Genomic DNA, 25380 nt, shown 5'->3' with positions numbered 1-25380 from the left:
CCATCGCAAGCTGGAGGCCTGAGTCATGGTGATGGGCCTGTGACGCTTCGAGAAGAATGTGGTAAAATAGGGAGTTTAACGGGTTCAGCTAGTGGGGAGCCACCAAAATGGCTAAGCGCTGTGAGATCTGCGGGAAGGGGCCCGGCACTGGCAACAATGTGAGCCACGCCAACAACAAGAGCCGTCGACGTTATCTGCCCAACTTGCACAAAGTACGGGCCAAGGTAGGCGGTCAGGTTAAGCGCGTGAATGCTTGCGCCCAGTGCATTCGCTCTGGATACGTCCAGAAACCGGCCTGAGGCCCGCGAAACCGCACACGAAAAAGCCGATCCCCCGCCGGATCGGCTTTTTTACGTCCAGGGCCCAGTATAAAAAGGCTAGCTTTCCAGATCCGCGGCGTGCATGACCGCCTCCATCTCCACCTCGGCCCCCTTGGGCAACTGTGCCACACCCACCGCCGCCCTGGCGGGATAGGGCTCCAGGAAATACTCGTCCAGGACCTCGTTGACCATCTCGAACTTGGCCAGGTCGGTGAGATAGACATTGAGCTTGACCACCTGGCACAGGGTTCCGCCGGCAGCACCGCAAACGGCCTCGATGTTGGTGATTACCTGCTCAACTTGACCCCGGAAATCCCCGGCCACCAACTCCATGGTGTTGGGATCCAGCGGTATCTGGCCGGAGATGTAAATCGTCTCGCCTGCCCGCACCGCCTGGGAATAGGGACCGATGGCCTGAGGCGCGGCATCGGTGTGGTAGCTTTCCCGGAAGTACATAGTCATAACGGCATCAACCCTTCTTCCGAATAATCCGTTCCACCGCGTCCAGCCCGCGCAGGATGCGCATTAGCTGCGCAAAGTGGTCGCGGCCTTCCACCTCCAGGGTCAGGGTGATGACCTTGTGGGAACCGTCCCGATCATCCACCTGGACGTGCTCGATATTGGCGCCATCCTCGGCAATGGCCGAGGCGAGGTTGGCCAGCACTCCTTTGGTATTGCGAACAACCGCTTGGATCGCCACCGGGAAAACGCCCTGGACCTCCGGAGCCCATTTTACCGTCACCCACTTTTCCGGGTGGTCTGTCAGGTCGTTCAGATTGGGACAGTCCTCGCGGTGAACCATCACCCCCCGGCCCACCGAGATAAAGCCCACAATGGGGTCTCGAGGAACAGGATAGCAGCACCGTGCCAGATTGGCGACGATCCCCTCCATGCCCTTGACCATGACGTTGCCCGCGCCCTTTTCGCTGCCCTCCGACCAGCCGGACTCCAGCTCGCCGGCGAGGCGCGATTCCCGATCGAGGTGACCGGGAAACAGGTGCTGCACAACCGCCGGGGCCAGCACCGTACCCCGCCCGATGGCCTCGTATAAGGCCTCCCGGGAGCCAAGCTGGAACTGCTCGGCGGTCTCGTCGAGGTCGGCTTCGGACACCTCCGGGAAGGAAACCCCGATACCCTCCAGGGCGCGCTCCAGCATGCCGCGGCCCAGGGCCACCGATTTATCCCGTTGCTGGGTCTTAAGGAAATGGCGGACCGCCGACCGGGCCTTGCCGGTAACCACAAAGTGCAGCCAGGAACTGGTCGGCTGATGCTCGGGATCCGTTAGTATCTCCACGCGGTCGCCGTTGCGTAGGGAGGTGCGCAAGCTGCTGATGCGGCCGTTGACCCGGGCGCCGACGCACTGATGGCCGATCTCGGTGTGCACGGCATAGGCAAAATCCACGGGAGTGGCACCGCGCGGCAGGCGCAGGATCTCACCCTTGTGGGTAAACACATAGACCTCGTCCGGAAACAGGTCGACCTTGAGGTGCTCCAGGAACTCGGCGGAGTTGCCGGCCTCCTGCTGGATCTGCAGCAGCTGCTGCAGCCAGGCGTAGCTCTGCTCCAGCTTTCGCCCATGCGGCGGCTCGGATCCGGCCACCTTGTAGCGCCAATGGGCCGCGACACCGGCCTCGGCCACCTCCTGCATGTCGCGGGTGCGGATCTGGAACTCCATGACCCCGCCATAGGGATTCATCACCACGGTGTGCAGCGACTGGTAGCCGTTGACCTTGGGGATGGCGATGTAGTCCTTGAAGCGGCCCGGGATGGGCTTGAACAGATTGTGCACCCGTCCCAGCACCTGGTAGCAGGTAGGCGTGTCGCTCACCAGGATGCGGAAGGCGTAAATATCCTGCACCTCCTCGAAGGACAGGCCCTTCTTCTGCATCTTGCGATAGATGCTGTAGAGATGCTTCTCCCGCCCGGCGACCTCGGCATCGAGACCGGCCTCGCCGAGGTTCGTGCCGACGGCGGCCTCGATGCTGTCGGTGACGTGGGCCCGGTTGCCCCGCTCCTTGCGGACCTCCTCGGCCAGCACCTTGTACCGGCGCGGATAGAGGTATCGGAAGGACAGCTCCTCGAGCTCGTTTTTGATCTGGTTGAGGCCCAAACGGTGGGCGATGGGGGCGAAGATCTCCAGGGTCTCCCGCCCCACCCGGCGCTGCTTGCCCTCGGAGAGATAGCCCAGGGTGCGCATGTTGTGCAGGCGATCGGTCAGCTTGATGATGATGACCCGCAGGTCGCGGGACATGGCCAACAGCATCTTGCGGAAGTTCTCCGCCTGGGCTTCCTCGCGGGTCTCGAAATGAACCTGACCGAGCTTGGTAACGCCGTCCACCAGGCCGGCCACCTCGTCGCCGAACTGCTCCCGGATCTGGCCGAGGGACGCCTGGGTGTCCTCCACGGCATCATGGAGCAGAGCGGCCACGAGGCAGTGGCCGTCCATGTGGAACCCGGTCAGGATCCGGGCCACCGCAATGGGATGGATTACGTAGGGCTCACCCGAAGCCCGCTGCTGGCCCTCGTGAACCGAGGCGGCCAGCAGATAGGCGCGGTGAACGCGATCCACATCCCGCTCGGGGAGGTAGGACCGGGCCTCTTCAATGAGCTCGTGACTTCGCAGCACGGGGGCTGTCTACCGTGGAGGGGGGCGGGACCCGGATGGGCTCCGCCGGCAAGGCGGCGGCTTCAGGGCCCCTCCTCGTCGGAGGCTTCGCCGCCTTGGTCGAAATCGGTGGCTTCCTCGCCCATCTCGGTTTCGTCCTGGATGCCGGGCTCTTCCGGAGCGGGCTCCTCACCCTGCTTGGCCCCGCTTTCGGAGGACTCGTCCATCCCTGCGGCCATGCTGGCACCCAGGGCTTCCGCGGCCTCGGCCACCGAATCGGCCGATACCTCCTGTCGCTCTCCGGGGGCGGTCTCGGCTTCCAGTTCCCGATCGATGCTGTCCAGGAAATCAATCGTCACCTGCCCGGTGGCGATCTCACGCAGGGCCAGCACGGTATAGTCATCCTCTTCGGACTTCACCAGAGGGTGTGCCCCTTCGCGCAACTGACGGGCCCGGCGGCTGGCGATCAGCGACAAGTGGAAACGATTACGGTTCTCGATGTGGTCGAGACAGTCTTCGACGGTAATGCGGGCCATGCGGTGGCTGCCCTCCTTGAAAAGGGCCACAATCACGAATGTTACGAAAGGTAAACCTTATAGTTTACGACTCTCCGCCGTTTTCGTCAATTTTGCCCATCAGCCGTTCCGCGAAGGCGTCTAGGGACTCGCGGCGATGCACCAGCCGGCAGCGCTCGGCGCGAAACACCGCCATGAGGCTGGCTAGGGCATCTTCGAAGTCGTCGTTGACGATGACGTAGTCGTACTCGGCGTAGTGGCTGATCTCGGCCTCGGCCTCCCGCATGCGCCGCTCGATGACCTCGGCGTCGTCCTGCCCCCGGCCCTCCAGGCGCTCGCGCAAGACCGGTCGTGAGGGGGGGAGGACGAACACACTGACGGCGTCCGGGACCCGCTCCCGTACCTGACGGGCGCCCTGCCAGTCGATCTCCAGGACCACGTCGTTGCCCGCCGCGCGCTCGCGCGCCACCGACTCCCGGCTGGTACCGTAGGCCCGATCAAACACCCGGGCATGCTCCAGAAAAGCACCCGCCGCCACCAGCCGCTCGAACTCGTTGGGATCGACGAAGTGGTAATCGGTGCCGTCGGTCTCGCCGGGCCGCGGGGAGCGGGTGGTGTGGCTGACCGAGGCCACCACCCCCTCCACGCGCTCCAAAAGGGCCTGGTACAGGGAGGTTTTGCCGGCCCCGGAAGGCGCGGATAGGATCAGCAACAGCCCGGACTGGCCCGGGATCCGATCGGTTTCGGCTTCGGCATGTGGCATCTGGCCCGCCCCCTGTCCGCGTTCCTATTCGATGTTCTGTGCCTGTTCCCGCATTTGCTCGATGGCGACCTTGAGATCCACCACCGTCTGGCTCACCTCCGGATCCGAGGATTTGGAGCCGATGGTATTCGCCTCCCGGTTCATCTCCTGCATCAGGAAGTCCAGCCGCCGGCCACAGGCGCCGCCGGCATCCAGCACCCGCCGGGTCTCGCCGACGTGGGTGGCCAGGCGATCGAGCTCTTCGTCCACATCCATGCGCTGGGTGGCCAGAACCAGCTCTTGCTCCAAGCGCTCGGGATCCACCTGCTGCTGCAGCTCCGCCAGCCGGCCCTGAAGTCGCTCGCGCAGGGCCTGGCGAACCTCCGGCAGCCGCCGACGGATGCTGGCGAGCCCGGCCTCCACCGCTTCAAGGCGCTCTTGCATGGCCCGGGCCAGCGCCGCGCCTTCCCGCTCCCGCGCGGCTACGAGGTCCGACAGGGCGCGGTCCAGGGCCTCCTGCAAGCGCCGTTCGGCCTCGCTCTCCTCCAACACTGGGGTCCGCACCACACCAGGCCACTGCATCAGGTCGGCGGTGGTGAGACCGCCCGCGGTGCCCAGCTTTCGGTTCGCTTCATCGGCGAGCGCCACCAGGCTGGCGGCGAGTCCCTGGTCCAGCTCCAGACCGCCGCTGTCCCGGGTAATATCGCCTAGGCGAAGGGTAACATCGACCTTGCCCCGCTCCAGCTGGGCCCGGACCCGTTCACGTACGGTAGGCTCCAGCTGGCGGTACCCCTCCGGCAGACGAGCCTGTATTTCGAGATAGCGGTGATTGACGCTGCGCAGCTCCCAGGTGGCCTGGACGGCCTCCAGGTCAGCCTCGGCGCGAGCGAAAGCGGTCATGCTCCGGATCATGGAGGACGGTTCCTTTCCGTGCCTAAGGGAGTACGGCCTGCGGGAAGGGCCTATCCTACCTGCCAAGCGCGCCACGACGAAGCGGGTCCGGCCGGGGCCACGCATCTCTGTTAAGCTATTCCCCGGCCTGGTCGAGGAATCGCCCCCCGAACAACGGAGCCGATGAGGCGTCCAAGCGGTTTGGACCCAACCGGGCTCCCCCCCGCTGGGCCCGGGAGCTGGTTGGCACGCCTTGGCGGAAGGAAACGCGCCGTGACCCAGACATGCGCCGTTCGCACCGGGCTTGCCCTGCTGACCGCCGTCCTTGTGGGCAGCTGCGCCGGCATGGGTACCTCGCCGGAACCCGGTCCCGGGGAATCCATGCCATGGACGGAAGTGCCGGGCTGGGAGGAAGGCGACCAGGCGGGCGTCTGGCCGGCCCTGCTGCGGACCTGTCGGAAGCTGGAGGGCCAAGAGCCGTGGCGCTCCCTGTGCCCGGAGGCGGAGCTTTATCCCGGCCGGCCCAGCAACGCCGAGGTGCGGGCCTTCTTTGAGGGGCGGTTCATGGCCCGACCGGTGCACGACCAAGGGGGCGACACCCGCGGCTTGATCACCGGCTATTACGAGCCCCTGCTGCAAGGCAGCCGACAGCCCACCGACCGCTTCCATTTCCCCATCTACGCGCCCCCGCCGGACCTGGTAACCATCCAGCTGGACCGCCGCTTCACGGCCCTTGCCGGGGAGCGCGTCCGGGGCCGCTACACCCCGCAGGGCAGGGTGGTACCCTACCCCACCCGGGCCGAAATCGAAGGGCCGGCAAAGCCACTGGCCGGCAACGAACTGGTATGGGTGGACGACCCCGTGGACCGCTTTTTCCTCCATATCCAGGGCTCGGGCCGGATCCAGCTTCGCGATGGCAAGGTTATGGCCCTGGACTACGCCGACCAGAATGGCCATCCCTACGTCTCCATCGGCCGCGTACTGGTGGAGCGGGGGGCCATGGAACGGGAGGAGGTATCCTTGCCCCGGCTCCGCTCCTGGCTGGCCGCCCATCCCGACGAGCGCCGCGAACTGTTCAATACTAACCCCAGTTACGTCTTTTTCCAGCTGCGTGAGCCGACCCGCCAAGATCCGGTTGGCTCCCTGGGCGTCCCACTGACACCCCGGCGGTCGCTGGCCGTGGACCCGAGCCACATCCCCCTGGGTTACCCGGTCTGGGTGGCGACCCGATTGCCAGGTCCGGACCCCAACGACCGGGAGCCCCCCTGGCGCCAGCTGGTCCTCGCCCAGGACACGGGGGGTGCCATTCGCGGTCCCGTGCGCGCCGATCTGTTCACCGGTCAGGGGATGCCGGCGGAGTGGCTGGCGGGAAGGATGAAGCAGGAAGGGCGGCTGTTCGTCCTGACTCCGGCCTGGCGGTACGTCCCCGGGTCCCCGGAGGACGATGCGGAAACCATCGCCGATAGGTAGGATCGGACCTGTTTACCATTTCGCAGCAACCGCTTACGGAGTGACCATGCAGGAGATCGTTCTCGCCTCGGGCAACCCGGGCAAGCTCCGGGAGCTGGACAACCTGCTCGAGCCCCTAGGCTGGCAGGTGCGCTCTCGGAAGGCGTTCGACGTCCCCGAGCCCGAGGAAACAGGCCTGACCTTTGTGGAGAACGCCCTGATCAAGGCCCGAAACGCCGCCCAGAGCACCGGGCTGGCCGCCCTCGCCGACGACTCCGGCCTGGCCGTGGACGCCCTCGGCGGCCGCCCGGGGATCTATTCCGCCCGCTATTCCGGGCCTGAGGGCGACGACGAGGCCAACAACCGCAAGCTTGTGGCCGAGCTTGGCGACCTGCCGCCCGAGCAGCGCGGGGCCTTCTACCATTGCTCCCTGGTGCTGCTGACCCATGCCGAGGATCCCTGCCCCATCATCGCCGAGGGTCAATGGCGGGGCCGGATCGGCTTAGAACCCCGAGGCGAGGGTGGCTTCGGCTACGATCCCTTGTTTGAGCTCCCTGAGCGCGGCTGCACCTCGGCTGAGCTTGACCCCGAGGAGAAGGACGCCATTAGCCATCGGGGCAAGGCCATGCGGCGCCTGCGCGAAGAGATCCGGGAGCGCTGGTGAGCCCGAGCCCCGAACCACCGGAGGCGGCCCGGCCGATCCCGGATCCCAACGGTGTCCCCTTGGGGATGTATGTCCACATCCCCTACTGCCTCCGAAAGTGCCCCTACTGCGATTTCAACTCCCACGCCGCCAAGGGCACGCTGCCGGAGGCGGACTATCTGGCCGCCCTCGAGCGCGAGCTGGACCGGTGGGCGCCCGGGGCCGGGGGCCGGCGGGCGGTGTCGGTGTTCTTCGGCGGGGGCACCCCGTCGCTTATGGCACCGGATTTCTACGCCCAGGTGCTGGCGCGGCTGGAGGACCGGATCGGGCTGGCCGGCGACTGTGAGATCACCCTGGAGGCCAATCCCGGCGCCAGTGAGGCAGCGCGCTTCGCCCGGTATCGGACCGCCGGCATCAACCGCCTCAGCATCGGGGTGCAATCCCTCGACGATGGGCGCCTGGGCGACCTGGGCCGGATCCACTCCGCGGACGACGCCCGGGCCGCAGTGGATGCGGCCCGCCAGGCCGGGTTCAACCACCTCAATCTGGACCTGATGTTCGGCCTGCCCGGTCAGGCCTCCGCGGATGCCATCGACGACCTGGAGGCGCTTCTGGCCCTGGGACCGGAGCACGTGGCCCTGTACCAGCTCACCCTGGAGCCGGGCACGGTCTTCGCCGCGCGCCCGCCGGAGCTGCCCGATTCCGATACCGTAGCCGACACCGAGGAGGCCCTACGGGGGCGGCTGGCGCAAGCCGGCTTCGGCCACTACGAGGTCTCCAACCACGCCCGTACCGGCTACGAATGCCGGCATAACCGCAACTACTGGCAGTTCGGCGATTACCTGGGGCTGGGTGCCGGGGCCCACGGCAAGCTAACCACCCCCGACGGCATCCTGCGCACCCGCAATTACGCGGGGCCCGACGCCTACATGGCCGGCGCCGCCGAGGGTGGCACTACAGCCGAGGCCACCTTTCTGGACACCGGAGACGCCGTGGGCGAATTCGCCCTCAACGCGCTCCGGCTCCAGGAGGGGGTCCCAGTGACCCTGTTTCGCGAGCGCACCGGCCTGGATAGCGGGCACCTGTCCGGCCCCCGCGGGCGGGCTGAGGCACTGGGCCTGCTGGATTCGGACCCCCAGCGCCTGGCGCCCACGGAGCGCGGTCGGGCCTTCCTCAACGACCTGGTGGGGCTGTTCCTGGAAGGATAACGGCATGGCGGTCGGGGGAGCGGTCATCCGGGTTTTTGTCTACGGCACCCTGAAGCCGGGGCAAGCGAACTGGGAGCGCGCCCTGAGGGGGCACGTTCGGCGCTGGAGGGCCGCCGTCATCCGTGGGCGGCTTTTCGATCTGGCCACGGGCTTTCCCGCCGCCACCGCGGGCAATGGCCGCGTCCACGGCTATGCGCTCCACCTGCCGGCCGAGAAGCTGGCAGTGGTGGACGCGATCGAAGGCTTCGAGCCGGGCCGGAATCCGGGCCGCAACCTGTATCAGCGCTTGACCGTGTTCGCCTTCACCCCTCAGGGGGCGCCAATGGGCAAGGTCTACGCCTACTTCATGGACGCCGAGGGGAGGGACCGACTGGGCGGTACGGAGCTACCTGAGGGGATTTGGCGCCCCCTAGTCCGGAGTAAAGACCGGGCGGAACCCATTGGCTAAAGCCGTTCCACCGGACCGTGATCTCCCGCCGTCATTCGCCGCCTTCCAATCGATAGTGCAGATCAAACACCTCGTGACCCCGGCCCTCCCCGCGCTCCTCGAATTTGGTAGGCGGCCGGTCGGGACAGCGGGGAGCCCACGCCCCGCAACCGTGGACATTGGCGAAATGAGGGTCGGCCTCGAGGACTTCCACCATCCACTGGGCGTAATCGGGCCAATCGGTGGCCAGGAACAGGTCGGCCCCCGGGCGCATGCGGCTCGCCAGCACCCCCAGAAAAGAGGCCTGGATCAGGCGGCGCTTGTGATGCCGGGCCTTGGGCCAGGGGTCGGGGAAGAAGATGTAGACGGCATCCATGGAGCCGGCGGGTAGACGTTCCTCGAGGAACGCCACTGCATCCGTCTTGGCCACGCGCAGATTGGGCAGCGGCTCCTGCTCCAGCCGCAGCAGCAGCTTGCCCAGGCCGGGGGCGTAGACATCCAGGCCCAGCCAATCCCAGTCGGGATGATTCCGGGCCAGGGCCATCACCGCCTCGCCACCGCCGATGCCGATCTCCATGCCCAGCGGGGCACGGCGGCCGCAAAGCGCCTCCGGCTCGAGCCGTTCGGGGGTATCGGGAACCCCGTACACGGGCAACAGCTTTTCCAGGGCGCGCCGCTGGCCCTTGGTTAGGCGGCCGGTACGCAGAGCGAAGCTACGCACCCGGTCCGGGCGGTCGGGGCAAGTCTCAGGGGAATCTGGGTGGCGGCTCATGACACCTCGCGGCAAGATATGGGAAGCGGGGACCCTACCAAAGCCTGGGACAGCGGCTAACCCTCGCCTCGCTGCTCCGCCAAGCTAGCCGCTACACCCGCGTCCAGGTCGGTGAAGCGCGGCGACCAGCCCAGCTCCCGGCGAGCCCGCTGGTTGCAGCAGCACCGCGACTCCGCCAGGAAGGACAGCCGCATGGGCGACAGCTCCCGCTCGGCCGCAGCCGGATCCAAAGGCGGGGGTAGCGAGGTCCCTAGGGCACGGGCAACCGCCTCGATCAGGGCCCCTTGCCGACGTTGCTGGCCGTCGCAACCGTGGTAGACGCGGTTAGGGCGGCCGTTGTCCAGCACCCGCCCTATAAGGGCCACCAGATCGTCCACGTGGATGGTGTTGGTGTAGCGGGTCTCCGGCCAGGCCACCCGCGGCGCGGTTCCAGCCTTGACCGCTTCTGCCGGCAACCGGCCCGGGCCATAGATGCCGGCCACTCTCAAAACGCTCACCCGGAAGCGCCCCTCCCGGCCCAGCCTGCGCCAGCGCGCCTCCGCGTCCAGGCGGCGTTGAGCGCGCTCGCTTCGGGGTGCGGGCGCATCGATTTCGCTTACCGCCTTGCCGCCGCGGTCGCCGTAGACCCCGGTGGTGCTGAGATAGACCGCCTGCTGGGGTTTGCCACGATCCGCCATTGCCGCAACCAATCGGGCGCTGCGCGGATCGTTGGTGCCCCCACGCGGCGGCGGATAGGCTGCCACTACCCGGTCCGCCGCAGCCAGGGCGGCCACCCCCGCGCCGCTGTCCAGATCCAAACGGAAAGCCAGCGCGTTCCGGGGAAGACGATGGCGCAGTGCCCCTGGATCGCGGCTTCCGGCCAGAACGGCGTAGCCGCCGGCGGCAAGCCAATGCGCCAGACGCATCCCGACGTAACCGCAGCCGGCGATAGCCACGACGGGACGGGCAAGGGGTGTGGGTGGCATAATAACCTACCGTTTCGTTCAGGAACCGAATCGGAGTCGGGCATATCCCCGCCCCTGAGATCGCCCCCGTTCCCAGCAAGGGCGGCCCTTTTTCAACCGGATTACCAACCGGAGAGGCGAACAGCTGCAATGGCGTACACGGTCAAGCTGGAGCCCAGTGGCAAGCAGTTCGAGGCGGACGAGGCCGACAAGATCCTCGACGCCGCCCTCCATCAAGGCATCAACCTCCCTTACGGCTGCCGCAACGGTGCCTGCGGCGACTGCAAGGGCAAGATCCTTAGCGGGCAGGTGGATTACGGCGACTACCAGCCCTGGGCCATGGACGAGGACGAGCGGGCGCGGGGCTATGCCCTATTCTGCCAGGCAACGCCCCGCTCCGATCTGGTCCTGGAGGCCGAGGAGATCGACGATGCCCGGCAAATGGAAGTGCGCCGCCTGCCCTGCCGGGTCCACGACTGGCGCCAGCTAACCCACGACATCATGGAGGTGCGGCTCAAGCTGCCAGCCGCCGAGCGCCTCCAGTACCTCGCCGGCCAATATATCGAGGTTATCCTCAAGGACGGCCGCCGGCGGGCCTTCTCCATCGCCAACACACCCTTGCAAGACGACTTTTTGACCGTCCACATCCGCTATGTCCCCGGCGGGGAGTTCACCGAGCACATCTTCCACGGGCTCAAGCGCAAAGAGATCTGGAACTTCGAAGGCCCGCTGGGCAATTTCTACCTGCGCCACAGCGACAAGCCCGCCCTCCTGGTGGCCGGCGGTACCGGCCTGGGACCGATCAAGGCCATCCTGGAGACGGCCTTCGAGGAGGGCATCGAACGCGACTTCCATCTTTTCTTTGGTGTCCGCGCCCAGCGCGATCTGTACCTGACGGAGACCCTGGATCGCTGGCAACGGGATTACCCCAACTTCCGTTGGACTCCGGCGCTTTCCGACCCCGCTCCCGAGGACAGCGACTGGAGCGGCGATAGCGGCTACCTTGACGAGGTGATCGCACGCTACTTCACCGACCTCTCCGCCCACGAGGGCTATCTGGCGGGTCCGCCGCCCATGGTGGACGCGGTTTCCGCCCGGATGCGGGAACTGGGAATGGTTCCCGAGCAACTGTACTCGGACGCCTTCACCTACTCCACCGAATAGCCGGAGGCTTCCGGACCAGGCGGCGGCAGCTCCGGGGCCTGCTCCCCGCCGAGAGCCGCCAGCCCCCGCTGGCAAAAGGTAAGCGCCTGGTCCGGCTTCTCCCGCGCCTGGTAAAGGTGGGCCAGACGCAGCAGGATTTGGGGTGGCAGATCGGACTGGGCGCCAGCCTCGGCCAGGTACTGGTCAGCCTTGCCCCAGAACTGGGCGCTGATGGCCAACTGGGCGAGCACTGTAAGCAGGTGGGGATCGCGGGGGTGGTCGTTGCGCCAGCGTTCCAGGCGCCTCAGCAGCTCCTGGGGGGAAGCCTGGGCCTCGGGCAGGGCCAGATACAGGTCCACCAGCTCGCCGCCCCAGCTCCGACCCAGCCCTTGCTCCAAAGCCTTCCTGGCGTCATCGACGCGGTCCCGGGCCAGAAGGTAGCGCACCCACGGAACGGCAATGCGGGGATCGCCCCGCTCGTCCCGTCCCGCCTCCTTCCACAGCCGCTCCACGATTTCGCCCTCGTCCGCCAGCCGGGCCTCTTCCATGCGCCGGCCGCGGGCGAGCGTAAGCTCGCTGTCGGCCTCCTCCGGAGTCACCACACCGGCCTTGCGCGCTCGCGGCAACAGCCGCATCAGGGCGTCCCAGTCCGCCACCCGCCGGTAGAGGACCAGCAGTCGCTTCAACAAACGGGGATTGTCGGCGTCCTGGTTCTCCAGGTCGGAAAGCAGGGCAAGGGCATGCTCGGCGCGGCCGGCACCCATCTCGATCTCCGCGCGCAGCAGGGTTACCGCCGGATCGTCGCCCGCGACGGTCTGCTGCGCCTGGTCCAGGTACTCCTCGGCCTTGGCCTTGGCCCCGGCAAGATGGGCGGCCCGGGCCGCTTCCAGGTGGAAGGCGGCGGGAGCCTGGGCCAGGCGCGCGCCCCGGGCCAGGTGCCGCTGGGCCTGGCCGGCGTCACCACCCTCCAGTGCCAGCAGGCCCCTCTCCAAGAGCTCGAGGCTGCGGCGCCGGCGACGACGGTCCCGGACCCCGGCCAGCCGGCCCGGCATGTGCCAGGCCGTGATTAACAGGGACCACACTTCCCACCCTAGCGCCCACACCAGCACCAGGACGATCAGCCCCAAGGTGGCCGTGGTCTCGAGGGTCCACTCCCCCACCTGGACCAAAACGTAACCCGGGCCCTCGCCGAAAAGGGTTACCACCGCCACGGCGATCGCCAGGACAAGGAGGATCTTGAGGAGCAGGCGCATCAGTCTTGCCGCTCCTGGCGCGCCTGGCGCAGCGCCTGGAGCGGTTCATGCAGCTCGGGCAGATCGGCGGCTAGGCTTCGATCCTGCAGCTCCTTGAGGGCAGCAATCATCCCCGCCACTTCATCGCTTTCACCGTCGAAGAAGCGCTCCACCCAATCGCGGGCCGAACCCAGAGATTGCCGGTAAACCGCCGGCCGCTCGCGGAGCAGGGCGAGGCGAGCGGCCTGCAGATTGAGAACCAGATTGTGGCGAAGGAAGGCGGCCTGGTCAGGCGGTAGCAGGGGTTCGACTTCCTCGCCGGAGCGCTTTAGACGAACCAGCCCTTTAATGTCCGTCCAGAATTGCCCGAGGGCCGCCTTGATGCGCCCCCAAACACCCTCCGGCGGGGGCTCCACCTCGGCTTCAGGCGGCTCGGGCCCCAGGGAGGGGGCCTCGTTGCCCTTGAGCGGCAGATCCAGGGCCGCTTCGGTGAGGCTGGCCAAACGGAAAGCGATGCCGGCGACATCGACGTCGGGCACTTGCTCCAGATGGGTCATGGCTTTTTGGATGGCTTCCCGCACATTAAGCCAGGCCGGATCATTGAGGTCCCGCAACATGCGGTCGGCCTCGGCCAGAGCCGCATGGGCGGCCTGCGCGTCCCCCTCGAGCCGGGCGACCCGGTCCGCAGCCAGCAAGAGCGATTCCACTCGTTCCAGGCGCCAGTAGGTGGGTCCGCCTTCAAGGCGGGCGTACAGGTCCTTGGTGGCGTCCCGAAGGGTGCCCAGCTGGTCGTCGATCTTGGCTAGACGGTCGGCGAGCCCCTGCTGGTCTCCCTGGACAGACTGGAGCTCGCCACGCACGCCCTCGAGCGCGTTCCGCAGCTCGGCTACGGCCTCCCGTTCCGACTGGCGCTCCCGCTCGGCCGCTGCCAAGCGCTCTTCCACCTGAGCGAATCGTTTCTCGAAAAGCCAGTACCCGTAGCCACCCGCACCACCAACGACCAGGGCCACCAGCAGGGCCAGCAGGCCGAGCCACAGGCCACCCCGCCCCCGCCGGATCGCGGACTTTGCCGCATCGGGGCCGCCCTGCTCACTGGCCGAGGTCTCTTCCGACCCTTCACCGGCCTCCGACGCTTCGGTCTCTTCCCCATCGGTGCTGGCCGGGCCATTCCAGGTGTCCTGGCCCTGTCCGCCATTTCCTTGTTCCTCGGCCATAGTGCCTCTCGCTAGCTTGCTGCCCCCGACCGGTAGGGGTCGGGCGCCCGGGGCCTAATCTTGGTCCCGCAACCAGCGGGCGGCATCCAGGGCGTGATAGGTCAAGATGATATCGGCGCCGGCACGCTTGAAGCCGGTCAGGGTCTCCAGGACCACGGCCCGCTCGTCCACCCAGCCGCGCTCGGCCGCCGCCTTGATCATGCTGTACTCCCCCGAGACATTGTAGACCGCTACCGGCAGGTCCGTGCTCTCGCGCAGGCGGTGGACCACATCCATGAAGGCCAGGCCCGGCTTGACCATGACCACATCGGCCCCCTCCGCCTCGTCCAGCTCCACTTCCCGAACCGCCTCGCGACCGTTTGCGGGGTCCATCTGGTACCCGCGACGGTCACCGGCGGACGGCGCGCTCTCGGCGGCGTCCCGGAAGGGCCCGTAGTAGGCGCTGGCGTACTTGGCGGTATAGGCCATCACAGGGGTCTCCACATACTCAGCCTGGTCCAGCGCTGACCGGATGGCATCCACCATGCCGTCCATCATGCCGGAAGGGGCGACCATATCGGCCCCGGCCCCCGCATAGCTGACCACCGCCCGCTGCAAGTTGTCGAGTGTGGCGTCATTGTCCACCCCCCCATCGGAACGGAGGACCCCGCAGTGGCCGTGATCGGTGTATTCGCAAAAGCAGGCGTCGATAATCACGTACAGATCCGGAACCGCCTCTTTAAGGGTACGCACGGCCCGCTGGATGATGCCCTCAGAGTTCCAGGCCTCGGTGCCTTCGGCGTCCTTTTCCGCCGGGATGCCGAACAGGATAACACCCCCCAGGCCAGCGTTCCGTGCCTCCCGACCGGCATCGGCGACATGGTCGAGAGGGAGCTGGAAAACCCCGGGCATGGACGGCACCGCCTGGGGCATCGTCGCGTCCGCTTTTACGAACAGGGGCTGGACCAAGTTTTCGGGCCGCAGATGGTGCTCCCGGACCATGGACCGGATGGCGCTGTTGCGGCGCAGGCGGCGGGGACGGTAGCGCATGGTCAGCGAGCCTCCGTGACGTGGTTTTTTGGGGTGTGAGGACACACGTGCTCGTCCAGGGCCCGCACCAGGCCCTCGTCGCTGGCCTCCGGGGCCACTACAGGCGCGGCAAACCCGCGCTCGGTCACGGCACGGGCCGTGACCGGGCTGATGACCACCAGGACCACCTGGGCCAGGGCCGTCCGGGCCGCCTCGTCGAGCACGTCGAGCAGATTGACGAAGGTGTCGGGGCTGGTCAGCACCACGGCATGGATACGGCCCTGGATCAGGGCCTCTTGCACCGGCCTGGGGCTGGCCTGCGGCGGCTGCCGGGCGTAGACCGGCAGCCGCGTCACCCGGGCGCCCCGCTCTGCGAGGGTCTGCGGCAGCAGCTCGCGCCCGCCCTCGCCGCGCAGCAGCAGGACCCTCTGACCGGCCACTCGCTCGGCGGTCATCTCCGGCAGATCCAGAAGGGATTCGGAGCGAAAATCCGGCGGGGTCAGCACGCTTCGCCCGCAGCGCTCCGTCAGGTCGGCGGCGGTTTTAGCACCGATGGCAGCATAGGCCGGGGCCGTTGGCCAAGCCAGCCCGCTGGCAGCCAGGCGCTCGGCGAAGGCGTTTACGGCATTGACGCTAACAAACACCAGCCAGTCGAATTCCGCCAGCCGGCCCGCAACGGCCCGCCACGGTTCTTGATCGGCGGGCGGACCGATGACAATGGTGGGGAACAGTAGGACTTCGCCACCGCGGGCCTCGATGGCCCGCCGCAGGGGCGTGCTCTGATGGACCGGCCGGGTAACCAGGATCCGGCAGCCGGCCCAATCCCCCCGGCCGGCTGGTTCAGACACGGCCGCGCACCTGCGCCAGGACGGCCTCGGCGCCTGCAGCGAGCAAACGTTCGGCCAGCTCGGTACCCAGGGCCTCGGCATCGGCGGCGGCACCGTTGACCTCGTCCTCAATCAAACGCGAGCCATCCGGCTCGCCCACCAGACCCCTGACTCGCAGTTGGTCGCCGTCCAGCTCGGCGTAACCACCCATGGGCACCTCGCACCCCCCCTGCATGCGCCGATTCAGCGCCCATTCGGCGCGGGTACGGATGGCAGTGTCGGCGTCCTCGATGGCGCGGAGGCGGGCCAGGGTGGCGTTGTCGCCTTCCCTGCACTCGATGCCGATGGTGCCCTGGCCCATGGCCGGGAGACTATCGGCCGGATCCAGCAGGGTGGTGATGCGCTCCGCCCAGCCCAGCCGACGCAGCCCGGCGGCGGCCAGAACGATGGCACCGTACTGCCCCTCGTCAAGCTTACGTAGGCGGGTGTCGACATTGCCCCGAATCTCCGTGACCTCCAGCTCCGGGAAGCGCGCCATGAGCTGACACTTGCGGCGCAGACTGGAACTGCCGAGGCGGGAGCCAGCGGGCATCTCACGGGGGTGGTCGTAATCGTTGGCGATGAAGCCGTCGCGGGGGTCCTCGCGGCGGCCTACCACCGGGAGGTGGAGACCATCCGGCAGGGAAACCGGAACGTCCTTCATGGAATGCACGGCGATATCGATCGCCTCGCCTAGCAGGGCCTCCTCGATCTCTTTGACAAAAGCGCCCTTGCCGCCCATCTGCAGCAGCGACCGGTCCTGAACCCGATCCCCGGTGGTGGTGATAGTCACAACCTCCACGGCCAGTTCGGGATGGGCGCCCTGCAGCTGATCCTTGACATGATGGGCCTGCCACAGGGCCAGCTTGCTGCCGCGGGTGCCGATGCGAATGCGCTCACCGCTCAAGGAGGCTCCCTTTCGTCGAGCCGGGTCCGCCCATCAGGGGACGGCGCTTCCGGGGGTGTGAGGGGGAGCTGGCAACCGGCTCCCGGAGGGCGACGCTGGTGGGCGGAACCACGCACCGTTAAATAAAGGGACTATGTTGGTCAATTGCCCAACGGAAATCAAACCGGGGCGCCCCTTCGGCGGCGCCTAAACCGTCGATCAAACCGGCGGCGGTTTGAATGGTCCCATGAGTTGAAATATTGAATCCGAACCCGTACTGGGCTAAGGTTCCTACTGGATGTGTCAAGGCAAGGGTAGCCAATGAAACGCCTGTTATCGTTGATCGCTCTGGTTGCGTTGGGCGCCTTCGGGCCCGCCCAAGGTGGGGACAATCTGCCCACAGCCGAGAATCTAGCAGCCCTCGGTCAACAGGTGGAGCGGGAAGGCAAGCCCATGGTGGTGTTCTTCTATCAGGACGAATGCCACTACTGCGATGCGGTTTGGAAGGAGTACTTGAAGCCCATAAACCGTGACCCTGCCTATAATGAGCGCATCATCCTCCGCAAGATCGACACCCGGGGCGACGGGGCCATCAAGAACTTCGGGGGCGAAGAGGTGCGACAGCAGGGCTTCGCTCACCGGCAAGAGCATACCTTCACCCCAACCATCGCCTTCTACGGTCCCGATGGCCAGCGGCTAACCTCCTCTTTGATCGGCTTCAAAGGCGGCCGAGACTATTACGGCCATTACCTCGAGGAGGGAATCGAGGAGGCCGAAGCCGCCCTCCGCGAGGGCCTTTAAGGCCTATACAAGGCCGATTGACGCCCTTTGGGGCACCCCGTACGCTTACGCGGACAGGGTCCCGCCCCTGTTGCACGCTCCCAACCACCTGCGGAGGCGCCCCTCGAACCCATGGCCGGCTCGGCGCTACGCCTGCTCACGTACAACATCCAGGTGGCCATCGGCTCCCGGCGATACCGGCACTACGTGAGCCACGGCTGGAAGTACGTCATGCCCCACGGGCAGAGCCTGCACAACCTCGACCGCATCGCCGAGCTCATCGCAGACTTCGACATCGTCGGCCTGCAGGAGGCCGATGGCGGCAGCTTCCGCACCGCCTTCGTGGACCAGGCCCGTTACCTCGCCTCCAGCGCTGGCTACCGTTTCTGCGAGAGCATGGTCACCCGGGACTTCGGCCGCTTCGCCCAGCACACCAACTCACTGCTCAGCCGGATCCCCATCCAGGGCATTCACGAGCACCGACTTCCGGGAGCCATGGATGGCCGCGGGACGCTCGAGGCCCGTTTCAATCTCGATGGCCGGCCCCTGACGGTTTTCGTAACCCACCTCGCTTTGCGCCAGCGCACCCGTCTGCGCCAGGCGGCCTACCTCGCCCAGCTCGTCCGGAGGGCGGGGCCGTCGGTGGTCATGGGCGATTTCAACGCCAAGCCCCGGTCCCCGGAAATCGTTCAGTTGTCCGACAAGGCCGGTCTGGGCATGGCCAGCCGCCCGGCACACGCCACCCTGCCCAGCTGGCGGCCGAGGGTGGCCGTGGATCACATTCTGGCCACCCCCGAGCTGACGCTTGAGGAATATGGCCCCCTTCCCGAGCTTCTTTCCGACCACCTACCCGTCCAGGCCATTGTCCGCTGGGTCGATAGCGAGGCTTCCGCAACCGAGGCCGCCGAGGATGCTAAGACCGCCTCCGACGCCGAGGTCCCTACCACGTAATCCGGCCCTGCAGTCCCTGCTCCTTTTGTCCTACAATGGGGGGTTTAACCCGCGGCCGAATTTCCGATAGGGACAGGCCCAACTGGCAAGGAGGGGCAACAAGGTGACGACGGATCACAGCCAGAGCGAAACCCGCGCCTTCGAGACCGAAGTCCAGCAACTGCTGCACCTGATGGTGCACGCCCTCTACTCCCATCGCGACATCTTTCTACGGGAGCTCATCTCCAACGCCTCCGACGCCATCGACAAGCTTCATTTCGAAGGCCTCAAGAACGAGGCCCTGTTCGAAGGCCAGAAGGAAGGCCGCATTCGGCTGGTTACCGACAGCGATGCGGGAACTCTCACCGTCATCGATAACGGCATCGGCATGGACCGCGACGAGGTGGTGGAAAACCTGGGAACCATCGCCCATTCCGGCTCGCAGGCCTTCCTCAACCAGATGACCGGCGACGAGGACCGCGACGTGGAGCTCATTGGCCAGTTCGGCGTGGGCTTCTACGCGGCGTTCATGGTGGCCGGTCGGGTAACCGTGGAGACCCGCCGGGCCGGAGTGGATCCCACCAACGGCGTGCGCTGGACCTCCGACGGCACCGGTAGCTACACCGTAGAGACCATGGAGCGCCCCGAACTGGGCACTGCCATCACCCTTGAGCTCAAGGAGGACGCCAGCGAGTTCCTGGAAGCGGAGACCCTGCGCCGGGTGGTCAAAACCTACTCGGACCATATCCCCTATGCCGTGGTCCTGGAGGGCGCCGAGGGCGAGGAAACCCTGAACGAAGCATCGGCGCTTTGGACGCGGCCCCGTAACGAGATCAGCGAGGAGGAATACCGCAACTTCTACGCCCACGTGGCTCACGGCGATACCGATCCGCTGACCTGGCTGCATTTCCACGCCGAGGGCACTACCGAGTACACCGCCCTGCTCTATCTGCCCAGCCAACCGCCGCTGGACCTGTGGCAGCCCGACGCCCGCCATGGTGTGCGCCTGTACGTCCGTCGGGTGTTCATCACCGACCAGGCGCGCGACCTGCTGCCCACCTACCTGCGTTTCCTGCGCGGGGTGGTGGACGCGCCGGACCTACCCCTGAACATCTCCCGCGAGATGCTCCAATCCGACGCCCAGGTGGCCCGCATCCGCAAGGGCGTGGTTCGCCGCGTCCTCAAGCGTTTGGGGGACATGGCCGCAAACGAGCCGGACCGCTACCGGCGCTTCTGGGACAACTTCGGCGCCGTGCTCAAGGAGGGCGTCCCCGAGGATGCCTCCAACCGCGACGAGCTTGCGCCGTTGCTGCGGTTCCACAGCAACCGCGCCCCTGACCAGTGGCTAAGCCTGGCCGCCTACAAGGAGCGCATGCGCGAGAGCCAGGAGGCCATCTACTACCTCACCGGCGACGACGTGGCCACTCTCAAGGACAGCCCGCAGCTGGAGGTGTTCGAGAAGAAGGGGGTGGAGGTGCTGCTGCTCACCGATCCGGTGGACGAGTGGGTGACCATGCACCTGCCTGAATTCGACGGCACGCCGCTGAAGAGCGTGGCCCACGGCGATGTCGACCTCTCCGGCATCGGCGGCGAGGAGACCGAGTCCATGGCGAGCGAGGCGGAGAGCCCAGCCGGCTTCGAGGACCTGGTCACCACGCTTCGGAACGCCATGGCCGGATCCGTTAGCGACGTCCGTCTTTCCCGGCGGCTGACCGGCAGCCCCAGCTGCATCGTGGCCGATGACAATGCCCTAGGGGAGCACATGGAGCGCCTGCTCAAGGCCGCCAACCAGCCGGTTCCGGAAAGCGCGCCCATCCTGGAGCTCAACCCCGAGCATGCCCTGGTCAAGCAGATGCAGGCTATCCACGCCACCGACCCCAACGATGACCGCCTCCGGGAATGGGGTCTGCTACTTCTGGATCAGGCCCGACTGGCCCAGGGGGCCGACCTGCCCGACCCAGCCGCCACCGCCAAGCGCATGGCCACCATGATGGGCGAGGCGGCCGGATCGGGGCCGAGCCGGATCATCACCTGAGCCCGGGCCGAAGGCCCGGGCGGTGAGGGGTTAGGCGTGAGGAGTGAAGGGTAACGGCGAAGCCTGCGGCAACGGATCGAAAGGCGTTATCCGCAGATGTCGCAGATGGCCACAGATGACACCAGAAGTCAGGCATGAAGATGCGCCGGCAGCTTGTTGCCCCTATCCCGATAGGCATCAGGGCGTGCCGTAATCTGCGTTCATCGGCGCAATCTGCGGATAACGCCTTTCCGCCGCTGCCTTTACGCCTTACGCCTCACACCTCACTCCTCACGCCTCACCGGGACAATCCGGCACCCCGGTCAGAGTGGCGCGTAACCGAATAGCAAGCACTAACCCGCAGGAGCCCTTCCCATGCCCAGCCTGGACAGCTTCGGCACCCGCGACTCCCTGCGTGTCGGCGGGGCCGACTACGCCTTCTATAACCTCAACCGCCTCGACACCGACGTCTCCCGCATGCCGGTGAGCCTGCGGGTGCTGCTGGAGAACCTGCTGCGCAACGAGGATGGCGACCGGGTCCGCGCCGAGGAGGTAGCGCCCCTGGTCAACTGGACCCCGTCCGCCGCGGGTACCAGCGAGGTGGGCTTCTCGCCGGCTCGGGTGCTGCTCCAGGACTTCACCGGGGTGCCGGCGGTGGTGGATCTGGCCGCCATGCGCGACGCCATGGCCGATTTCGGGGGCGATCCCGGTCGCATTAACCCGCTGGTGCCGGCGGAGCTGGTGATTGATCACTCGGTGCAAGTGGACCAGTTCGGCTCCGCGGGCGCCTGGGCGGCCAACACCGACAAGGAGTACGAGCGCAACCGGGAGCGCTACGGCTTCCTGCGGTGGGGCCAGAACGCCCTGGACAATTTCCAGGTGGTTCCGGCCGAGTCCGGTATCGTCCACCAGGTGAACCTGGAGTACCTGGCACGGGTGGTGTTCGCCGATACCGACGCGGGAGGGTCTCTGGCCTACCCAGACACCCTGGTGGGCACCGACAGCCACACCACCATGATCAACGGCTTGGGTGTGCTGGGCTGGGGCGTGGGCGGCATCGAGGCCGAAGCCGCCATGCTCGGCCAGCCGGTATCCATGCTCATCCCCGAGGTGGTGGGGGTGCGCCTCACTGGCAGCCTACCCCAGGGAACCACAGCCACCGACCTGGTGCTGACCATCACCGAGCGCCTACGCCGCGAGGGGGTGGTGGGCAAGTTCGTGGAGTTCTTCGGGCCCGCCATCGGCCAGCTGCCCGTCGCCGACCGTGCCACCATCGCCAACATGGCCCCGGAATACGGGGCCACGGTGGGCTTCTTCCCGGCCGACGAGAACACCCTGAGCTACATGCGTGCCAGCGGCCGGACGGAAGAGCAGATCGAGCGCACGGAGACCTATCTGCGGGCCCAAGGGCTGCTTTGGACCCCCGATCAGCCCGAGCCGACCTTCAACGCCACGGTGGAGGTGGACCTGTCCGCGGTGGAGCCCAGCCTGGCCGGTCCCAAGCGCCCCCAGGACCGGGTGGCCCTCTCCGACGCCAAGGAAAGCTTCCGCAGCGAGCTGGAGGGGACCTTCGGCAAGGGCGACAGCCGTGATGCTACGGCCACGGCGGAGCTGGGATCGGGCCCGGCCGAGCTGGGCCACGGCTCGGTGGTAATCGCCGCCATCACCTCCTGCACCAATACCTCCAATCCTTCGGTGATGCTCGCTGCCGGGCTGATCGCCCGCAACGCCGTCCAGCGGGGCCTGGCCACCCAGCCCTGGGTCAAGACCAGCCTAGCCCCCGGGTCCAAGGTGGTGACCGACTACCTGGAGTCGGCCGGCCTGCTGGATGACCTGGAGCAGTTACGCTTCAACCTGGTGGGCTACGGCTGCACCACCTGCATCGGCAACAGCGGCCCGTTACCCGAGCCGGTGGAAGCCGCCATCGACGCCGGCGACCTGGTGGGGGCCTCGGTGCTTTCCGGCAACCGGAACTTCGAGGGGCGCATCCACCCCAAGGTCCGGGCCAACTACCTGGCGAGCCCACCGCTGGTGGTGGCCTATGCCTTGGCCGGGACCATGGCCATCGACCTCAAGAGCGAACCACTGGGCACGGACGCCGACGGCCAGCCAGCCTATCTGGCCGACCTGTGGCCGTCGCTGAGCGAGATCTCGGCCCTCATGGACTCGAGCCTGGATCCCGAGGATTACCGGCGGGCCTACGCCGACATCTTCGCCGGCGACGAGCATTGGAAGGCGCTGGATACCCCCACCGGCGACCGCTTCGGCTGGGACCCGGATTCCACCTACATCCAGAATCCGCCCTTTTTCACCAACCTGGCGCGCACCCCGGAAGACCTTGCCGACATCGAGGGGGTTAAGTGCCTGGCCAACCTGGGGGATTCGGTAACCACCGACCACATCTCCCCGGCCGGCGCCATCGCCGCGGACAGTCCCGCGGGGCAGTACCTCATGGACCGCGGCGTGGCGCCCGAGGACTTCAACTCCTACGGCGCCCGTCGCGGCAACCACGAGGTCATGATGCGCGGCACTTTCGCCAATCCGCGCTTGCGCAACAAGATGGCCTTCGGCCGCGAGGGAGGATGGACCACCCACGTTCCCTCTGGGGAGATCGTACCTATCTATGACGCCGCCATGCGTTACCAGGCCGAAGCGACACCGCTAATCGTCCTGGCCGGCAAGGAATACGGCACCGGCAGCTCCCGCGACTGGGCAGCCAAGGGCCCGGCCCTGCTGGGGGTCAAGGCGGTGATCGCCGAGAGCTTCGAGCGCATCCATCGCTCCAACCTCATCGGCATGGGCATCCTCCCCCTGGAATTCCAGCACGGCGACAACGCCGACGAGCTTGAGCTAACCGGGGCCGAGACCTTCGACATCGTGGGTATGTACGACATTGAGGACCCCGATGAGGACCTCATCGTCATGGTCCAGGCCCCCAACGGCGAGAACAAGCGCTTCATGGTTCAGCCGCGTCTGGACACCCCCAATGAGCTGGCCTATTTCAAGAACGGCGGTATCCTGCCCTACGTGCTGCGCCAGATGGCCGGCTAGCCCTTAGGCGCGCCACGAAACAAGCATGGCACCGGCTGAAGCCGGGGCTATGCTGCGCGCAGAGCGCTTTGGCCGCCTAGAGATCGGGTCCGGAGGCGACCAGGTCGGAGTCAGGGCGTCCGATCGGAAACCCTTGAACCACATCGGCACCGTGATCACGGAGCCAGTTCAATTCTCCCCGAGTTTCCACCCCTTCGGCGACGGTGCCAATACCCATATACACCGCCGCCTCCAGGAGCTTGGCCGCTAGGGCCGCCTTGCGGGTCTGCTGATCCCCCTCGCGAACCCAGCCCATATCCAGCTTGAAGACATCCGGCTTCCCGACGTGCAGCAGATTAGGGGGACATGGCCCCGACCCAGGTCGTCCAGAGCAACCCCGAAGCCGCGGTTGCGGTAGTAAATCAGGACTTCGGTCAGGCTGGTCGTATCACCGACGTACTCGGATTGGGTAACCTCCACCCCCCTGATCGGGGTGTAGCCCAATCTCTTCCACCGCGCGGAAGGTGGTGCGCAGGCAGTAGGCAGGATTATGGATGGAGGTGGGGGGAGAAATTGATGAAAACCCGCTGACCCGGCTCGGCCCGAGCCCCAAAACCCCGAACCTCCCTGCAGCGAGCGGCCGGATCCACTTGGAACATCATGCCACCCTGGGCCGCCTGGCCCTTAATGGGACCGCCGGCGACCAGCACGCCATCGGACTGGCAACCGCGCAGCCTGGCCTCGAGGGCGAAAATCCGCTACGGATGGGCGGCCTCCACGATGGGCTGAAAGTGGCTGGTAAGGCGTTGCTCGGCCATCATGTTTATCAGCCAGGGGGGCCTCGGCAGCGGCCAACCAATGGCGCAGAGGGGCTTCCCGGCCGTAATTGGGCGGGCCAGGCCCGGCTCGGCCGGGAGGGTAGAGAGACCGAACATGGCTCACCTCCCCCCCGCTCATGACCGACCCCAATCGGCTGGCAAGCGTGGCCGGCTCGCCAACACCCAGCCCCCCTCGGCGCCCCCCCAAATCCTCCCCGCTCCCCTAGTAGAGGGCGTGCTCATCCAGCAATCGGGGCAACTTACCCTGGTCATGGCCCAGGGGGATCCATGTTAAGAGCCGAACGGGGCCGTCGATCGGCTCGGGTAGGCGCTCGCAATCGGGGCACGAGGCCAGCCACCCTCAGCCATGTTCCATCCTAAAACTAGCCGTCAGCCGCCGGAGGGAGGAGATTCAGCTTTCTGCCTGGCGCGACCAATTGGTGGCCAGGCAGGTACTAACCGCCCGACCGATGCCTTCCAGCACGGCGTCGGTATTGGCGGCCAGGCCACGGGTAAGCAAAACCAAGGTAAAGGATTCGCCCTGGACTTCCAGGGGCCGGAACAACAGCTTGCGCTCCTGGTCAAGACTGACCACTACGAACTCGGGGTTCCGTTCTTCCGCTTCCGGCTCGCCGAAACCGGCGAAGGAAGCGGCCTCCCCCGCCTGGCGGCCGGCCGAAGCGGCTTCCCCGGGGAAGGCCTCTTTCAGGGCGTTAAGTAGGCGGATAGACTCGGGAGCCAGGGTAGTGACCCGGTCCGGATTGTCGAATCCCCGGTTGGCCAAGGCCCAGCCGTGGGTGCCGACTACCATAGCGGCAGCGAAACGCCGGCTGCGCAGGGTTTCCTCAAGCACCCATTCGACCCGGGTCTCGGCGGAGCTGCCGCTCTCGATCCCGGGCGGTGCGAAATCGGTGTAGCTCCCGGCGTCTTCGGAGCCCATTGG

At 66.8% G+C, this 25380-nt stretch carries 22 protein-coding genes and 2 pseudogenes; 10 read left to right on the top strand and 14 right to left on the bottom strand.

Going from position 1 to position 25380, the window contains the following annotated elements:
* The first annotated feature begins 107 nt into the window (after nucleotides 1-107).
* Nucleotides 108-299: a 50S ribosomal protein L28 gene (gene rpmB / locus V5A19_RS02115; RefSeq protein ID WP_332317659.1), complete on the top strand. Its 192-nt coding sequence runs from the start codon at nucleotides 108-110 to the stop codon at nucleotides 297-299.
* Between the two features lie 78 nt (nucleotides 300-377).
* On the opposite strand, the gene V5A19_RS02110 is transcribed toward rpmB, so the two are convergent.
* The 5 genes and pseudogenes from V5A19_RS02110 to V5A19_RS02090 form a co-directional block, all read right to left on the bottom strand.
* Nucleotides 378-782 (bottom strand): RidA family protein, encoded by a 405-nt coding sequence (locus tag V5A19_RS02110; RefSeq protein ID WP_443081397.1) that lies wholly within the window; start codon nucleotides 780-782, stop codon nucleotides 378-380.
* Nucleotides 783-789: 7 nt separating this feature from the next.
* Nucleotides 790-2946: a RelA/SpoT family protein gene (locus V5A19_RS02105; protein ID WP_332317658.1), complete on the bottom strand. Its 2157-nt coding sequence runs from the start codon at nucleotides 2944-2946 to the stop codon at nucleotides 790-792.
* Nucleotides 2947-3233: 287 nt separating this feature from the next.
* Nucleotides 3234-3461, bottom strand: a pseudogene (gene rpoZ / locus V5A19_RS14280) (DNA-directed RNA polymerase subunit omega); the annotation flags it as partial.
* A gap of 64 nt (nucleotides 3462-3525) precedes the next feature.
* A complete protein-coding gene (gene gmk / locus V5A19_RS02095) occupies nucleotides 3526-4203 on the bottom strand; it encodes a guanylate kinase (RefSeq protein ID WP_332317656.1) in 678 nt (225 codons plus the stop codon).
* Between the two features lie 24 nt (nucleotides 4204-4227).
* Nucleotides 4228-5094: a YicC/YloC family endoribonuclease gene (locus V5A19_RS02090; RefSeq protein WP_332317655.1), complete on the bottom strand. Its 867-nt coding sequence runs from the start codon at nucleotides 5092-5094 to the stop codon at nucleotides 4228-4230.
* 252 nt (nucleotides 5095-5346) lie between these two features.
* On the opposite strand from V5A19_RS02090, the gene mltA reads away from it, so the two are divergent.
* From mltA to V5A19_RS02070, 4 genes are read left to right on the top strand one after another with little or no spacing between them, the layout of a single operon-like run.
* On the top strand, nucleotides 5347-6543 hold the full coding sequence (gene mltA / locus V5A19_RS02085; protein ID WP_332317654.1) for a murein transglycosylase A: 1197 nt from the start codon (nucleotides 5347-5349) through the stop codon (nucleotides 6541-6543).
* Between the two features lie 46 nt (nucleotides 6544-6589).
* A complete protein-coding gene (gene rdgB / locus V5A19_RS02080) occupies nucleotides 6590-7186 on the top strand; it encodes an RdgB/HAM1 family non-canonical purine NTP pyrophosphatase (protein ID WP_332317653.1) in 597 nt (198 codons plus the stop codon).
* A complete protein-coding gene (gene hemW / locus V5A19_RS02075; protein ID WP_332317652.1) occupies nucleotides 7183-8373 on the top strand; it encodes a radical SAM family heme chaperone HemW in 1191 nt (396 codons plus the stop codon). Before rdgB ends, hemW begins: the two co-directional genes overlap by 4 nt.
* 4 nt (nucleotides 8374-8377) lie before the next feature.
* The gene (locus V5A19_RS02070; protein WP_332317651.1) at nucleotides 8378-8821 is read left to right on the top strand and encodes a gamma-glutamylcyclotransferase family protein; all 444 of its coding nucleotides are present in this window, start codon (nucleotides 8378-8380) and stop codon (nucleotides 8819-8821) included.
* 31 nt (nucleotides 8822-8852) lie between these two features.
* Here the strand turns inward: V5A19_RS02070 and trmB are convergent, their stop codons facing one another.
* Together trmB and V5A19_RS02060 are read right to left on the bottom strand one after the other, a co-directional pair.
* The gene (gene trmB, locus V5A19_RS02065; RefSeq protein ID WP_332317650.1) at nucleotides 8853-9572 is read right to left on the bottom strand and encodes a tRNA (guanosine(46)-N7)-methyltransferase TrmB; all 720 of its coding nucleotides are present in this window, start codon (nucleotides 9570-9572) and stop codon (nucleotides 8853-8855) included.
* 56 nt (nucleotides 9573-9628) lie between these two features.
* Entirely contained in the window at nucleotides 9629-10537 is a 909-nt protein-coding gene (locus V5A19_RS02060; RefSeq protein ID WP_332317649.1) for an NAD-dependent epimerase/dehydratase family protein, read from the bottom strand.
* A 129-nt stretch (nucleotides 10538-10666) separates the two neighbouring features.
* Here V5A19_RS02060 and V5A19_RS02055 point away from each other — a divergent pair, with 129 nt between their 5' ends.
* Nucleotides 10667-11680, top strand: a complete 1014-nt coding sequence (locus tag V5A19_RS02055; protein WP_332317648.1) for a CDP-6-deoxy-delta-3,4-glucoseen reductase — start codon at nucleotides 10667-10669, stop codon at nucleotides 11678-11680.
* On the opposite strand, the gene V5A19_RS02050 is transcribed toward V5A19_RS02055, so the two are convergent.
* Genes V5A19_RS02050 through hemC form a run of 5 tightly spaced genes read right to left on the bottom strand, consistent with a single transcriptional unit; the run spans nucleotide 11665 to nucleotide 16886 of the window.
* Complete coding sequence (locus V5A19_RS02050; protein WP_332317647.1) at nucleotides 11665-12912, bottom strand: heme biosynthesis HemY N-terminal domain-containing protein; 1248 nt, start codon at nucleotides 12910-12912, stop codon at nucleotides 11665-11667. The genes V5A19_RS02055 and V5A19_RS02050 overlap by 16 nt on opposite strands.
* Entirely contained in the window at nucleotides 12912-14105 is a 1194-nt protein-coding gene (locus V5A19_RS02045) for a uroporphyrinogen-III C-methyltransferase (RefSeq protein ID WP_332317646.1), read from the bottom strand. The genes V5A19_RS02050 and V5A19_RS02045 overlap by 1 nt, the downstream gene beginning before the upstream one ends.
* A gap of 54 nt (nucleotides 14106-14159) precedes the next feature.
* Nucleotides 14160-15134: a porphobilinogen synthase gene (hemB, locus tag V5A19_RS02040; protein ID WP_332317645.1), complete on the bottom strand. Its 975-nt coding sequence runs from the start codon at nucleotides 15132-15134 to the stop codon at nucleotides 14160-14162.
* Nucleotides 15135-15136: 2 nt separating this feature from the next.
* Nucleotides 15137-15961 carry a uroporphyrinogen-III synthase gene (locus V5A19_RS02035; RefSeq protein ID WP_332317644.1) on the bottom strand — a complete coding sequence of 275 codons (825 nt, stop codon included), beginning with the start codon at nucleotides 15959-15961 and terminating at the stop codon, nucleotides 15137-15139.
* On the bottom strand, nucleotides 15954-16886 hold the full coding sequence (gene hemC, locus V5A19_RS02030; protein WP_332317643.1) for a hydroxymethylbilane synthase: 933 nt from the start codon (nucleotides 16884-16886) through the stop codon (nucleotides 15954-15956). The genes V5A19_RS02035 and hemC overlap by 8 nt, the downstream gene beginning before the upstream one ends.
* Before the next feature lie 300 nt (nucleotides 16887-17186).
* Here hemC and V5A19_RS02025 point away from each other — a divergent pair, with 300 nt between their 5' ends.
* From V5A19_RS02025 to acnA, 4 genes are all read left to right on the top strand, one after another.
* Entirely contained in the window at nucleotides 17187-17666 is a 480-nt protein-coding gene (locus V5A19_RS02025; RefSeq protein WP_332317642.1) for a thioredoxin family protein, read from the top strand.
* Between the two features lie 111 nt (nucleotides 17667-17777).
* The gene (locus V5A19_RS02020) at nucleotides 17778-18596 is read left to right on the top strand and encodes an endonuclease/exonuclease/phosphatase family protein (RefSeq protein WP_332317641.1); all 819 of its coding nucleotides are present in this window, start codon (nucleotides 17778-17780) and stop codon (nucleotides 18594-18596) included.
* A 103-nt stretch (nucleotides 18597-18699) separates the two neighbouring features.
* On the top strand, nucleotides 18700-20610 hold the full coding sequence (gene htpG, locus V5A19_RS02015) for a molecular chaperone HtpG (protein WP_332317640.1): 1911 nt from the start codon (nucleotides 18700-18702) through the stop codon (nucleotides 20608-20610).
* A 354-nt stretch (nucleotides 20611-20964) separates the two neighbouring features.
* Entirely contained in the window at nucleotides 20965-23640 is a 2676-nt protein-coding gene (acnA, locus tag V5A19_RS02010) for an aconitate hydratase AcnA (RefSeq protein WP_332317639.1), read from the top strand.
* 76 nt (nucleotides 23641-23716) lie between these two features.
* On the opposite strand, the pseudogene V5A19_RS02005 reads toward acnA, so the two are convergent.
* Both V5A19_RS02005 and V5A19_RS02000 read right to left on the bottom strand, forming a co-directional pair.
* Nucleotides 23717-23986 (bottom strand): annotated as a pseudogene (locus tag V5A19_RS02005) (EAL domain-containing protein); the annotation flags it as partial.
* A gap of 863 nt (nucleotides 23987-24849) precedes the next feature.
* Complete coding sequence (locus tag V5A19_RS02000) at nucleotides 24850-25377, bottom strand: hypothetical protein (RefSeq protein ID WP_332317638.1); 528 nt, start codon at nucleotides 25375-25377, stop codon at nucleotides 24850-24852.
* Nucleotides 25378-25380: the final 3 nt, after the last annotated feature.

The organism is Thiohalorhabdus sp. (genome assembly GCF_036628635.1).
Taxonomy (GTDB): Bacteria; Pseudomonadota; Gammaproteobacteria; order Thiohalorhabdales; family Thiohalorhabdaceae; genus Thiohalorhabdus.
This window is presented reverse-complemented; position numbering and strand designations above follow the sequence as displayed.